At 58.7% G+C, this 13,764-nt stretch carries 12 protein-coding genes; 7 read left to right on the forward strand and 5 right to left on the reverse strand.

The annotated features are described in order from the left end of the window. The first annotated feature begins 6 nt into the window (after positions 1–6). Positions 7–726: a DUF1223 domain-containing protein gene (locus ACYVAC_RS21645; RefSeq protein ID WP_461099906.1), complete on the forward strand. Its 720-nt coding sequence runs from the start codon at positions 7–9 to the stop codon at positions 724–726. On the opposite strand, the gene ACYVAC_RS21650 is transcribed toward ACYVAC_RS21645, so the two are convergent. Next, positions 723–3,101 (reverse strand): alpha-L-rhamnosidase-related protein, encoded by a 2,379-nt coding sequence (locus tag ACYVAC_RS21650; protein ID WP_461099907.1) that lies wholly within the window; start codon positions 3,099–3,101, stop codon positions 723–725. The two genes, ACYVAC_RS21645 and ACYVAC_RS21650, sit on opposite strands and share 4 nt — an antisense overlap. A gap of 216 nt (positions 3,102–3,317) precedes the next feature. Continuing rightward, entirely contained in the window at positions 3,318–4,334 is a 1,017-nt protein-coding gene (locus ACYVAC_RS21655) for a YpdA family putative bacillithiol disulfide reductase (RefSeq protein ID WP_461099908.1), read from the reverse strand. A gap of 286 nt (positions 4,335–4,620) precedes the next feature. Between ACYVAC_RS21655 and priA the strand changes: the two genes are divergently transcribed. The 4 genes from priA to ACYVAC_RS21675 all read left to right on the forward strand — a co-directional run bounded on the left by priA (position 4,621) and on the right by ACYVAC_RS21675 (position 9,355). Next, positions 4,621–7,146 (forward strand): replication restart helicase PriA, encoded by a 2,526-nt coding sequence (priA, locus tag ACYVAC_RS21660; RefSeq protein WP_461099909.1) that lies wholly within the window; start codon positions 4,621–4,623, stop codon positions 7,144–7,146. A 109-nt stretch (positions 7,147–7,255) separates the two neighbouring features. Continuing rightward, positions 7,256–7,864, forward strand: a complete 609-nt coding sequence (locus tag ACYVAC_RS21665) for a TetR/AcrR family transcriptional regulator (protein WP_461099911.1) — start codon at positions 7,256–7,258, stop codon at positions 7,862–7,864. A gap of 91 nt (positions 7,865–7,955) precedes the next feature. Further along, positions 7,956–8,663, forward strand: coding sequence for a DsbA family oxidoreductase (locus ACYVAC_RS21670; RefSeq protein WP_461099912.1), 708 nt, complete (start codon positions 7,956–7,958; stop codon positions 8,661–8,663). A 59-nt stretch (positions 8,664–8,722) separates the two neighbouring features. Next, the gene (locus ACYVAC_RS21675; RefSeq protein ID WP_461099914.1) at positions 8,723–9,355 is read left to right on the forward strand and encodes an NAD(P)H-dependent oxidoreductase; all 633 of its coding nucleotides are present in this window, start codon (positions 8,723–8,725) and stop codon (positions 9,353–9,355) included. A gap of 55 nt (positions 9,356–9,410) precedes the next feature. Here the strand turns inward: ACYVAC_RS21675 and ACYVAC_RS21680 are convergent, their stop codons facing one another. From ACYVAC_RS21680 to ACYVAC_RS21690, 3 genes are all read right to left on the reverse strand, one after another. Further along, entirely contained in the window at positions 9,411–10,178 is a 768-nt protein-coding gene (locus tag ACYVAC_RS21680; RefSeq protein ID WP_461099915.1) for a hypothetical protein, read from the reverse strand. Positions 10,179–10,196: 18 nt separating this feature from the next. Then, on the reverse strand, positions 10,197–10,628 hold the full coding sequence (locus ACYVAC_RS21685) for an ABA4-like family protein (protein WP_461099916.1): 432 nt from the start codon (positions 10,626–10,628) through the stop codon (positions 10,197–10,199). Between the two features lie 133 nt (positions 10,629–10,761). Next, on the reverse strand, positions 10,762–11,967 hold the full coding sequence (locus ACYVAC_RS21690; protein WP_461099917.1) for a dipeptidase: 1,206 nt from the start codon (positions 11,965–11,967) through the stop codon (positions 10,762–10,764). Between the two features lie 274 nt (positions 11,968–12,241). On the opposite strand from ACYVAC_RS21690, the gene ubiE reads away from it, so the two are divergent. After that, on the forward strand, positions 12,242–12,982 hold the full coding sequence (gene ubiE / locus ACYVAC_RS21695) for a bifunctional demethylmenaquinone methyltransferase/2-methoxy-6-polyprenyl-1,4-benzoquinol methylase UbiE (protein ID WP_461099918.1): 741 nt from the start codon (positions 12,242–12,244) through the stop codon (positions 12,980–12,982). Then, entirely contained in the window at positions 12,982–13,707 is a 726-nt protein-coding gene (gene porT, locus ACYVAC_RS21700) for a type IX secretion/gliding motility protein PorT/SprT (protein WP_461099919.1), read from the forward strand. The genes ubiE and porT overlap by 1 nt, the downstream gene beginning before the upstream one ends. The last annotated feature ends 57 nt before the right edge of the window (positions 13,708–13,764 follow it).

A 13,764-nucleotide genomic window follows, 5' to 3' on the forward strand; every position in this document is an offset into this window, starting at 1 on the left:
AGACGTATGCTACTGCTGATACTCCTCGCCGGTCTTTTCGGCAGCCCGAAACCAGCCAGCCGGCCAACGGCCCAGCCGGTCGTTGTGCTTGAGCTATTCACCTCCCAGGGCTGTTCGAGCTGCCCCGCGGCCGACCGGGTGCTGCAGCAGCTAACCGAACGGGCGTCGGCTTCAGGCCAGGCCGTTTACGGGCTATCCTTTCACGTCGATTACTGGAACCGCCTGGGCTGGCGCGACCCGTTTAGCCAGCCTTTGTTTACACAGCGCCAACAGCAATACAACCGCCTGCTGCACACCCAGACCTACACACCCCAGCTCATCATCAACGGCCGGCAGGATTTCGTGGGCAGTCAGCAGAGTCGCATCGAAACGGCCATTCAGCACATCCAGCAGCAACCGGCAACAACGTTTGTGGGTATCGGCGGCCGGATGAACCGGTCGGCCCGTCAGTTGATGGTGCAGTACACCCTCTCGGTCAGCGGGCCTTACCGGGTCAACGTGGCCGTGGTGCAGCAACAGGCCCGCACGGTGGTACAATCCGGTGAGAACGGCGGTCGAACGCTCGTCAACAGCAACGTGGTCCGGCAATTCAGCAGCGTAGCGGCTTCGCCGGAAGGCCGGATTACACTTCCCCTCCCCGGCGACCTCGCTCCCGATCAGCTGGCCGTACTCCTCTACGTGCAGCGCACCGACAACCAGCAGATTGTCGGTGCAGTCCGGCTCTAAAGGGTTACGGGCTGAGCACCGGCTTTCAGGGGCATCGCTTTGCCGTTCCAGCGCAGGGTGCCCGTCAGGCCGGCCGGCAGCGTAACGGTGCCGGTGAGGCCACCGGCGGGTGTTTTCCGAAACTGCACGGCGATTTCGCCAGCCGGGTGCGGCATGCGACCCGACACCGTGCTGAGTGCACCGAACGCCGGTTCGATCCGAACGCTTTTGAAATTGGGCTCGGCGGGCCGAATGCCGCAGGTTGTTGCCAGCAGTTCATAGAGGGGCGAAGCACTCCAGGCGTGGCAGTCGGAGCGGGTTGGCTCGGGGTTTTCGGCAAACGTGGTCAGGCCCAGGGCCAGCATGTCGCGCCACGGTTTTAATTGCCCGATAAACTGGTTGCCTAGGCCGGCCTTGTGCATGGCTTCGAACAGATAGAACTTGAAATAAAATGTCGCCTGCGTCAGACTGGTATCGGCAATGGTTTTCTGCAGCAGCGCCGGTTGCTGAGCCGCTGGCAGGGCATCGGTCAGTACGGCCAGGATATTGGCGTGCTGGCTAAACGTCGTCTTGGCCGGCGTATCGGCAAAAAGGCCTCGTCCGGCATCGTAACAGCGGGCGTAGGTCGCTTTGGTGAGCCGACGCGCCAGTTCGCGGTAGTGTTCGGCCCGTTCGTTCTGCCCGAAATGGGCCAGCAGGTCGCCGGCCCGCCGGTAGGTATAGGCCTGCTGCAGCGTCAGTATGCTCGACCCGCCGGTACGGGCTCCTGCCGGCACGCCCCCCGCCGTTTCGGCCTGCGCGCCTTTCCAGCTCGACCAGTCGACGAAGTTCCACCAGCTCAGGGGGCCGTTCATACCGCCCTTGTCGAGCCGTTCCTCATGCCAGTTCAGTACCGCCAGCATACCCGGCAGCATCGATTTCACAAACGCATCGTCGGGGCGGTGCATCCAGTAGTCGTGGAGCATGCAGACCCAGAACAGCGAAAACGTGGGTATTACCTGAAAATCGGCCGAGGGGTACCGGCTTTGGGTCAGACCGTCGCTGAACCGGCTATGGTCGTAATCGGAAATAGCTTTGCGCATCAGCCGGTCGTCGCCCGACACGTAGAGCGAAATCAGCGCCTGAATGCGGGTGTCGCCCGTGTATTGCAGTTGCTCGTAGTAGGGACAATCGTAGTACGTTTCGCCCGCGCAGAGCCGGGCCGTACGCCAGCCCACCTCCCACAGCGCCGACAGGCCCGAATCACTGGTAGCGACACGGGCTTTTTCGGCAAACGGGTAGCCCGTAAACTGCCCCGTCAGCTCGTCGATCCGCAGCGGTTCTGCGCCGGTTTCGACCCGCAGCTGCAAATAACGGTAGGTGCGGAACCACAGCGGCCGAAACAGGCGTCGGTCGCTGCCATCGGCCAGAAACTGATCGTCGAATCCCACCACGCGCCGACCGTCTACCTCGTTGCGGTTGCCTTTTTTACCGGCCGCGTCGACCAGCGCTTCGGCATACGTCAGGGTTACCAGCGCGCCCTTCCCCCCGCTCACGGTCAGTTCCGGATACGCATTGGTGAGGTGTCCCTGATCGAGCAATAGCGTGGCGGTGGTGCTGGCCGGGATGGTTACGGGGCTACCGTCAGCCAGAAACGCAGCGGGCACCGTTACGCCTTCGGTGCGCCGAACCGCTGCCAGTCGAATGGGCCGCTCCTCCATCATGGGTATGGGGCGGGGTTCCAGCTGCCAGTTCCCATCGGTGCCAAAGCCACGGGGTTTGGCCTGAAACCAGAGCGCCTGCGCCGGTTTCCAGGCCGTTTCGTCGTAGTCGGGTTGCTCCCACCGCCACGGGTACCGGGCTCCGTCGACCCGGTCACCATCGCCCACCACGATGTAGGTGCGCAGCTTGGGAATGTCGTTTTTAATCGGCGAATAAGCGGGGTTCTGGTAGCTTTTCCAGCTGTTGTCGGTGTTGGCAGCGGCTTCGGCAGCGCCGTCGCCCTGCACGATAAAGCCCGTCTGGTAGCTTACCTGCGCGACGGGCGTACCATCGCCCATGTTCCAGACCTGGGCAGCCAGCACGTTGCGGCCCGCCTGCAGAAACGGACCCAGATCAATGGTGTCGTAGTACCAGTGCTGCAGATCGCTGCGGGCCGGTCCCAAGGCCACCCGCTTTCCGTTTACGAACAGCTGATACCGGTTGTCGGCCGAGACGTGCACGACGAAACGACTGGGTTTCTGCGCCAGGTCGAGGGTTTTGCGGAAGTGATAGATGCCGTACTGACGACCCGACACACCGGGCGGGGTAATCCATTTGGCCGTCCAGTAGCGGTTGGTCCAGTCGTTGGCAGGCTGTTGCTGGGCTACCGCTTTAAGCGAGAGCAGCAGGGCCAGAATAAGCGGGCGTATAGGCATTGCAGACAGGATTATGGCCGGGCCGCCGGGCGGATTAGCCGGTTTTTTTTCAGGAGGCCGGCCCGAACCGAAGTTCGGACGTAACCCCAAAAAACACGCACAACGCTGCAATATCTGTCTTATCGGTTTATGCAGCCAATAAAACCCTGCCAATCCGCCCACGCCCGGGTGGACGGCCGTACCCCTGTCAAAAAATTAGCAACCCTGCCTGAAAAATCAGATACGCTGAATCAGCTCTTTCACTTGGTGAATGTCGCGGCCCATAATGTGGTCGATGATAGCCTGCGCGTGTTCGCGGCCGTTCTCGATAAACACCTTTTCCGTGTAAATACCCGCCATTACGGTGCCACAGACGTAGAGGCCCGGCACCGTGGTTTCGAACGTTTCCTTGTTGTAGACCGGTACCTGCGTGAGCGGATCGAGTTCGATGCCACAGCGACGCAGCAAATCGGCGTCGGGGATGTAGCCTGTCAGCACCAGCACAAAATCGGCCGGCAGCTGTGTTTCTTCGCCCGTTTTGAGGTTATGCACCGTGACGGTTTTTTCACCGATCTCCGTCACCACCGAGTCGAACCGGGTGTTGATTTTGCCTTCCTTCACCCGGTTTTTCACGTCGGGAACAAGCCAGTATTTCACCGTGCTGCGGAAGTCGTCGCCCCGGTGCACCACCGTGATGTTAACATCGTGGCGATACAGTTCCAGTGCCGCTTCGACCGTTGAGTTGGAGCCGCCGATAATGACCACGTTCGTAAACGAATATTTGAACGGCTCGTCGTAGTAATGCGACACGTGGGGCCGATTTTCGCCCGGAATGTTCAGCCAGCGGGGGCGGGTAAAATAGCCCGTCGCCATAATTACCCGGCGCGCCTGATAGGTATCGCCCGCCGTCGTTACGACCGTAAAGAGGTCGCCCACCTTATCGACCCGGTCGACCTGCTGAAACAGCTTGAAGTTCAGGTTATAGTAGGCAGCCGCTTTGCGGTAGTACTGCAGGGCTTCGTCGCGCCCGGCCTTCACCCCCGAGATAGGAAATGGCAGGCCGCCGATCTCGATATTCTCGGCTGTCGAGAAAAACCGCATCCGGCGCGGGTACTGCCGGATCGATTCGGTCAGGCTCCCCATTTCCAGAATCAGGTGCGACAGGCCGGCTTTCACGGCTTCGATGCCAGCCGCCAGGCCGCAGGGACCGCCCCCCACTATCAGTACGTCGTACGGTTGCTGATTCTCAGTCATTGTCTAGTTGATCTGCTTGATTACCCAGGTTATACGCGGTCATAACAAGCAATGTATTTGCAAAGGTTTGTAACAGCCCGAAATTATATTATTCAGCACCCAACAGCATTCTGGCCGGGTGGCGACCTGAGATACCGATCAAGGAATTCCGTTTTTTTCGTACCGCCGAAGGCAGATACGGTTGCGCTGATTTATGCCCCCGACTCTTTTTTGCCGGTGCTGGAATTAGCGGGGGCTCCGGGGCGTTTTCTGTATATTTACCTGACGTACCGCCCGCACTCAATTCGTGGAAAACCAGTCTTATTCGCTTTTTTCAGTTCCCGACACCGACGAAGTTACCGTCTTTGCCGACCTGATTCTGCCCATACCCGTTCCGAAGCTATTTACCTACCGCGTGCCCCGTGCCATGGCCGAACTGGTCAAGATTGGCGCGCGGGTTATTGTGCCCTTTGGCAAAAACAACAGCCGCGTGATGACCGCCGTGGTGGCACGGCTCCATAACTCCCCCCCGACTGCCTATCAGGCCCGCTACATCAGCGAACTGCTCGACGAATACCCCCTCGTGACGGGTTACCAGCTCGAACTGTTTCGCTGGATGGCTGCGTACTACATGTGCAGCATCGGCGATGTGATGAACATCGCCCTGCCGTCGGGCCTGAAAATATCGAGTCAGTCGAAGGTGCAGTTCAACCCCGATTTCGACTACCCCGAGCTGCTGACCGAGCTGGAAGAGGTGCTGCTGACGGAGCTTAAAAAGCACCCCGCCCTCTCCTACGACGAGCTGGGGCGGCTGGCGGGCGAGGGCACCAACGTGCCGGCGCTTATCAAATCGCTGGTGGGCAAGAAAGCCGTGATCGTGTTTGAGGAGGTCAAGGAAAAATACATTCCCAAGATGGTGCGCAAGATCAGGCTCAACCGGATCTATGAAAACCGCGACCAGCTGCTGATCCTGCTGCAACGACTCGAAAAACTGCCCAAACAGCAGGAGGTGCTCATGCGCTACCTTAGCCACGTGCCGCTGCAGCGCAGCCCCGAACTGAACGAGAAAGGCCTCGACAAAACCCTGCTCAATCAGGACGATGAGCTGTCGCAGTCGTCGCTGGCCACGCTGATCAAAAACCAGGTTTTCGAAACGTTCGAGGTCATTCAGCCCCGCTTTGCCGATACCATCACGGCCACTGCCGAAATTCGCCTGACCGAGCATCAGCAACGCGCGTCGGACGAGATTCTGGCGCAGTTCGAGCAGCAGAATGTGGTGCTGCTCCACGGCATCACGGGCAGCGGCAAAACCGAGGTCTACATCAACCTGATTCAGCAGGCACTGGGTGGTGGTTCGCAGGTGCTGTATCTGCTGCCCGAAATTGCCCTGACCACCCAGATCGTGGTTCGGCTTCAGCGCGTGTTTGGCGACAAAATGGGCATCTACCATTCCAAGTTTTCCGACAACGAGCGGGTCGAAGTCTGGAAAGGGGTAGTGTCGGGGCAATACCAGTTCGTGGTGGGGGTGCGGTCGGCGGTCTTTCTGCCGTTCGATAACCTCGGCCTGATTATCGTCGACGAGGAGCACGAAACATCCTACAAGCAGCACGACCCCGCTCCACGCTACCACGCCCGCGACGTGGCCATTATGCTGGCCCAGTGGCAGCAGGCCAAAGTACTGCTCGGCTCGGCCACGCCCGCCCTCGAAACCTACTACCAGGCCAAACAGGGCCGCTACGGGCTGGTGGAGCTGTTCCACCGGTTCGGCGACGCTACCCTGCCCGACATCCGGCTGGTCGATACCAAGCGCGAGAAAAATCAGAAAACCATGAAGCAGGAGTTTTCATCGGCCCTGCTGACGGCTCTGGAAAACAACCTCGAGCGTCGGCAGCAGAGCATCCTGTTTCAGAACCGGCGCGGCTACTCGCCCTACCTGCAGTGTGAAGACTGCGACTGGACTGCCGAGTGTAACAACTGTGCTGTTAGTCTCACTTACCACCAGCGGGCGGCCGAACTACGCTGTCACTACTGCGGCCACAAGGAAGAAGTACCGCGTCTGTGCCCTGCCTGCGGTTCCACCAAAGTCAAAACCATTGGCTTCGGTACCGAAAAACTCGAAGACCAGCTTCAGCTCTTTTTTCCCGATTCGAAAGTGCTGCGGATGGACCTCGATACCACCCGGGCCAAAAACGCCTATCAGCAGATTATTCAGGAATTCGAGACGGGCAACGTCGATATTCTGGTGGGCACGCAGATGATTACCAAGGGCCTCGATTTCGATAACGTTAGTCTGGTCGGTATTTTCGACGCCGACCGGCTGATTCACTTCCCCGACTTCCGGGCCACCGAACGCTCGTTTCAGATGCTGACGCAGGTAAGCGGGCGGGCGGGCCGGCGGGCAGGCCGGCAGGGTACGGTGCTGATTCAGACGGCGAACCCGCAGCAATCCATTCTGCAGAAAATCATCCAGAACGACTACAAAGGGCTCTACGACGAGGAAATTCAGGAGCGGCAGGATTTTAACTACCCGCCTTTTTCGCGCCTGATCAAGCTCACTGTTCGGCACACCGACAAGCGCATCAGCCAGCAGGCGGCCGAACGGCTGGCCACCGAACTGACCGATGCCCTGGGCAGCAGCCGCGTACTGGGGCCCGAAGAACCGCTGGTCGAGCGTATCCGCAACCAGTTTCTGTTCGATATTCTGATCAAACTCGAGCGCGACAAGGTGAATATCAAGGCCGTGAAAGCTTTCATGCAGGAACGCATCAACGATATTCTGACCGATAAAGGGTTGCGGCAGGTCAGTATCGTGATCGACGTAGACTGTCTGTAACAGCCTGATAATCATAAGTTATTTTCAGTATCAATGACAGATACCTGTAACGGGAACTAATCAGAGCCCACTAAAGTTAACACTGTTATAAAAGCGAACACCACACCGAATGGGCATTCTGGAACGTAGACAACGGCAAAAGGAAGAAGTCAGGCACAGTATCCTGACGGCCGCCTGGCAGCAGGTACTGGCCGAAGGCTGGTCGTCGCTGTCGATTCGTAAGATTGCCGATGCCATCGAATACAGCGTGCCAGTCATTTACAGCCACTTCGACAGCAAAGACGCCATTTTGATGGAGTTTACGCGCGAAGGCTTCAGCCGGCTGCTGGCCGCTATCAACGCCGAAACCGATCCATTGCTGTTGCCAGCCGAGCAGCTCGAACGCATCGGCGAAGCGTACTGGCAGTTTGCGTTCAACAACCAGGCGTACTACCAGCTCATGTTTGGGCTGGGCATACCAACCTGTGAGCAGGCGATCCAGGTGACCGAGATGCGCCAGTTTGGCGAGGTCGTTATGGGCCTGATTGGGCAGGTTATGGCGCAGGACGGTGCCGCGATCGACTGCACCAATGTACACCTGAAGTTCCAGACCTACTGGTCATTGCTGCACGGGCTGGTATCGATTCGCATGATCGACCGGCATCCGGGCGACGAAGCCATGGGGCTGCTGGTGCTGCAGGATGCCGTTGGTAGTTTCGTCAAGGCGCTGACGCGCTGAATTTTTTTGCGTTTTTACTAACACTGTTAGCAATCATAAGGTTGTTAGTCAGTTCATCGACGGAGCGCAGGCTCCTTAACCGAATAAACCAATGGACGTTGACATCTGGAGTGATGTGATGTGCCCCTTTTGCTACATCGGCAAACGAAAGTTCGAACAGGCGCTCGCTCAGTTTCCCCAGCGCGAGCAGATTCGGGTAACCTGGAAAAGCTTCCAGCTGAACCCCGACCTCGTTACCGACCCGACCAAGTCGACCGTTGCCTATTTGGCCGAATCGAAAGGCTGGAGCCTCGAACAGGCAAACCAGATTACCGAGCAGGTAACCGACATGGCCCGTCAGGTAGGCCTGTCTTACGATTTCAGTAAGTCCGTTGTGGCCAACTCGTGGGATGCCCACCGGGTGAGTAAGCTGGCCAACCAGCACGGACTGGGCGATGCCATGGAAGAGCGGCTGTTCAAAGCTTACTTCACCGAAGGTCGCAATATTGCCGACCACGCTACGCTGGTAGAGCTGGGCACCGACGTAGGTCTGCCCGCCGAGGCCATCACGGCCGTGCTCAACAGCGACCAGTTTGCCGATACCGTGAGCCGCGACATTTACGAAGCGCAGCAGGTGGGCGTGCGGGGTGTTCCGTTTTTCGTGCTCAACCAGCGCTATGCGGTTTCGGGGGCGCAACAGCCCGAAACGTTTCTGAAGGCACTCGAAACAGCCTGGGGCGAATTTGAAAAGACCCGCCCGGCTCTGACCGATCTGTCGGCCGCCGGTGACGCCTGCGGACTCGACGGAGCAGGCTGCTGATCAGCTCCGCAGACTTTCTGCTCACATTACTCATTGCAACCATTAACATACATACAACCATGGAATTGATTGACGCACTCAACTGGCGCTATGCCGCTAAAAAGATGAATGGAGAGCCGGTGCCGGCCGAGAAAGTAGACACCATTCTGGAATCCATTCGTCTGTCGGCTTCATCAGTAGGCCTGCAGCCTTACAACGTGCTGGTGATCGATAACCACCAGCTGCGGGGGCAAATTCACGAGAAAGCCTGCCCCCAGCCCCAGATCGTGGAGGGTTCGCACGTACTGGTTTTTGCGTCCTGGACTGCTATCGAAGCGGAGCAGATCGATGCCTATATCAAGCTCATTGCCGATACCCGTCAAACCACAGTTGAATCGCTGACTCCGTTTGCCGATTCGATCAAGGGCGCGTTGCTTACCCGCACGCCCGAAGCCCGCGCCGAATGGGCAGCGCGGCAAGCCTACATTGCGCTGGGTACAGCCATGGTTGCTGCGGCTACCGAACAGGTCGATGCTACGCCCATGGAAGGCTTCAACGCTGACGCGCTCGACGAACTGCTGGGTCTGCGCGAAAAAGGCCTGCACAGCGTGGTGCTGCTGGTATTGGGCTACCGTGATGCCGAGAAGGACTATCTGGCCAACGCCACGAAAGTACGACGGACAGCCGACCAGTTATTTATCGAAATGGCTTAAGGCATTCGGTGTCAGACAGCTGAAAAGGGGCGAAAACCGTGGTTTTTGCCCCTTTTTATACCCGAACGGCCGGCAATCCGCCCAGCGCCTGTACCAGCAGCCAGCTCACCAGCAGTAGGTAAGCTACGGCCAGCCCAACGAGTTGTGCCGGCCGACGCGCTACGTAATTGCCCAGCAGCGGCAACAGTTGCAGGGCATGCATACCAAAAAAATGCGCCACCCGCAGGTCGCCGTGGGCGGTGCTCCAGTTCAGCAGGGGCAGGCCCGGCCCGCCGTCGGGCGCGCCCACCGTGTGGCTCAGCCGCGTAGCCATCAGAAACCCCTCGAAGGCGAACACCACAAACAGCAGTATGCCCAGCCGAATTCCCCACCAATAGCCCGTGGCCCCGTCGGTTGGGCTCGTCCGGAAAAACAGGTAGTCGATGTAGAGCGTCCAGCCGGTCAATACCGTGATAGCGATCCCCATCAGCGAAAAAAGCGCCCCGTCGACCGGGGTACTGATGTTGAAATGGGAGATTTTACCGAGGGTGGCCTGCCCGGCAATGACAATTAGTTCGAATGCGAGCGTACTGACAACCACCCAGCTGTAGATACGCACCGACCGGCGCTGCGGCAGCAGGCCCGTAAACCAGCCCATCGACCAACAAAACACCGTGGTCGAGATAAAGAACTTAACGGGTTTGTAGAAGGCGTTGACGCCCAGTAGCGGCTGCGGCCTGACCAGCGCCACGCCGATAAAGCCCAGGCCCGCCAGCAGGCTGAGCAGGCCAAACGTGTAGAGCACCGTATTGCGGGTGCGCAGGGTGGTAATCCAGCCGGCCATGGTGCAGGGGGTAAACGGTTAGATTGACAGCGCCCGGGTGCGTACCGTTCGGATGAGCCAGTAAAGCAGCAGCCCAACCGGGCCCAGCATGAAGCAGAAAAAAAGCGGCAACAAAATAAAGCCGTGCGGAATCTGTTTGTCCTGCGCATCCTGTAGCACAAACGATCCCGCCACCAGATCGAAGGCCAGGTAATGCACCCAGCCGGCCAGCATCACCCCCTCGCCCCCCTGCGCAAACAGCCGGGTCAGGCCCGACAACGACGCGAAGGCCGCCACATCCACGGGGCCACCGCTGAGCAGGTAACGAATATAAACCACCGCCAGGCAGACCGGAATCAGGTACGACCGTACGAGCCAGCGGGTAACCGCCCAGCGCGGAGCCACCGCCATCAGCAGCCACTGCGGCAGCACCAGCGCATTTACGAGTTTGAACACAACATCGGGGGACATAAAAAACGGCTTACGGTATTCGGTTTTTAGTTTTCAGTCTAAGACAACGTAAAGTACCCATCAGTCCCAGGTGGCACTTGTTCAAACACAAGGACGGAAAACCGTAAACTGAATACCCCGTAAACCAACCCCCTTACTCCACCCTCGCCTGACCCAGCACGCGCAGCAGGTTACCGCCCCAGATTTTGGCGATGTCGGCTTCGGTGTACTTCCGGCGCACCAGTTCGGCGGTGAGGTTGCCAATCTGGCTTACATCTTCGAGCCCGTTGACACCCCCACCCCCATCGAAGTCGGAGCCGATGCCCACATGGTCGATCCCGACCAGCTTCACAATGTGGTCGATGTGGTCGGCAATGTCGGAGAGGCTGGCCCGTTCGGGCGCGAAGACTTTAGCCAGCGAGTCGCTTTCGGCCTGCAGGCGGGCTTCCATCGCCGGCGTCAGAACCTTACCGACCCGCGCCATCCGGATTTTGGTTTTGGCCGCCCGAAACGCATCCGACGGTTTTTTGAGGTAGTCACTCACGAAGTTCACTTGTACCACGCCCCCTTTGGCGGCAATGGCCCGGATCATATCGTCGGTCATATTGCGCGGAAAATCGCATAACGCCCTGCAGTTCGAGTGCGACGCAATAACGGGTGCTTTGGAGAGCGCCAGCGCATCGTAGAACGTGCTGTCGGCCACATGCGACACGTCGATCAGGATGCCGAGCCGGTTCATTTCGGGCACCACCTGCTTGCCAAATGGGCTCAGCCCCCCGTAGATCGGTCCATCGGGGTCGGTCGAGGAGTCGCCGATCAGGTTGTTGGCAAAGTGGGTGAGCGTGATGTAGCGACAGCCCAGGTCATAATACGTTTTGAGCATGGCCAGGTCGCTGCCGACGGGATAACCGTTTTCCATCCCGATAAACACCGCCCGTTTGCCAGCCTTCTGAATACGGTAGGCATCGGCCGGGGTCAGCGCCAGCTCGGCCAGATCAGGGTATTTTTTCAGCGCCTTATGAATCAGATCGAACTGATTAAGGGCATTGCGTTTGGCTTCGGCATGGCCTTCGGGCGTTCGCGGCCCCTGTGAGGTATAGACCGCAAAAAACATCGCATCCATCCCCCCCGCTTTCATCCGCGGGAAATCGATCTGCGACTGATCGCGTTTCGTATCGTGCGTTACGCCCACGTCGAAGCCCGGCTTCTGCATATTAATGGGTGCATCGGCGTGGGTATCGAGCGTCAGCACCCGCCCGTGCAACTTCTGAACCGCCGGCGGCAGGGGCTGGTTGGTTGGCGCGGTCTGGGCCTGAGCGACCGAAGCGGCAAAGAGGGCTGGTACAAGGAGACGAATCATGCGGGAGTCAGGTTGTTGGTCCAAAGAGGTTTGTGCACACGGCCAGCCGGGACACGGTCCGGACCCGTGCACAGGTATGGCCGGCAGCCCGGATGCTGTCGGGGCGGCCGGCAGTAAAGGGGCCGATTTTGAAAACTACGCACCCGCTGCTGCATTCGCAAACTTTCGCGGTTCACGTGCTGTTAGGCAGGTCAATAAGCAACCAAACCCGGGCCCGGCCGAGCGGCAACACCATCGGCAGCCCGCTGGCTACCGTATTCTTTCCCTGTTTCTTATGGCCGTTGTACCCTACAAAGATAAAGACACCTCCAAGCGCGAGCAGGTCGCCGAAATGTTCGACAGTATTTCGCCCAAATACGATCTGCTCAACCATGTGCTCAGCGGTGGTATCGACATTTTGTGGCGCAAACGGGCCATCCGCGAACTACGCAAAGCCCTCGCCCCCCGGTCGCCCAAACGGATCCTCGACATTGCCACCGGCACCGGCGATTTCGCCATCGAGGCCCTCGCCCTGAAACCCGAGCGCATTGTTGGCATGGATATTTCGGAGGGCATGCTGGCCGTTGGGCGCGAGAAAATGAAGAAGCGCGGTTTCGACCAGATTATCGAGATGCGCTCGGGCGATTCGGAAGGTTTGCCCCTGCCAGACAATGATTTCGACGCTGTCATCGTTGCCTTTGGGGTGCGTAACTTCGAGAATCTGCAGAAAGGACTGACGGATATGCACCGCGTAACCCGCCCTGGCGGAGTGTGCGTGGTGCTGGAATTCTCGAACCCGCGCCAGTTTCCGTTTAAACAACTGTACGGTTTTTATTCCAGCACCATTCTGCCGCTGATCGGGCGTGCGGTGAGTAAAGACGCGTCGGCCTACACCTACCTGCCCGAATCGGTGCAGGCGTTCCCCGACGGTCCCGACTTTCTGCGCATCTACGAAGCAGCCGGCTTCACTGACACCAAATGGATACCGCTTACGTTCGGCGTTGCGTCAATTTACATCGGTCACAAACGGGCCTGATGCGTTTTTCTGGTTTCGGACGTTTGGCGGCCGTCATGGGGCTGTTGTCGCTGCTGATTGGGCCAATGGCTCCGTCGGTGCATGCGCAGGGGGCCTACAAGTACGTGGTCAAGCACCTCGAACGCTACGACGACAAACCCATCCATTATGGGTTTTTCTTTGCCGCCCCCATCACCCGCTTTTCGGTTGGGTATAGCCCGGCTTTTCTAACCAGCGACTCGGCCTCCAGCATTCAGTCGCCCAACAAACCGGCCTTTCGGGTGGGCTTTGTGGTCAATGCGTTTCTTAACGATCGCTTCGATCTGCGGCTGACCCCGTCGGTATCGCTCATGAGCCGCGAGGTGCAGTATGCCTACCCGGGCGGGACCAGCAAAACCGAAGTGCGCGAATCGACCTGGGTCGATTTTCCGCTGCTGCTCAAGTACAAGTCCGAACGGCGCAACAACTCGCGCATGTACCTGGTGGCGGGAGGTGCCTTCAGCGTCGAAACCAACGTACGGCGGAAAGAGCAGCAGGGTGCAAGCCGGCTCAGCACCGGCACCATGGATCTGGCGGTCGAATACGGGGTCGGTTTCGAGCAGTTTTTCGAGTTTTTCAAGTTCGCGCCCGAGCTGCGGTTCTCCCACGGCCTGATCAATCTGTATCGTCCCACCACCAACGCGGCCGGCATCGGTATCAACCGCCTGACCACCCACAGCGTCACGCTGTACCTGCATTTCGAATAGCCCCAAAAAGGCCACTGGAAATCAGTAAATTAGAAAAAACTTCATTTTTTTTGCGTC

The sequence above is a fragment of the Spirosoma luteolum genome, from assembly GCF_054778875.1.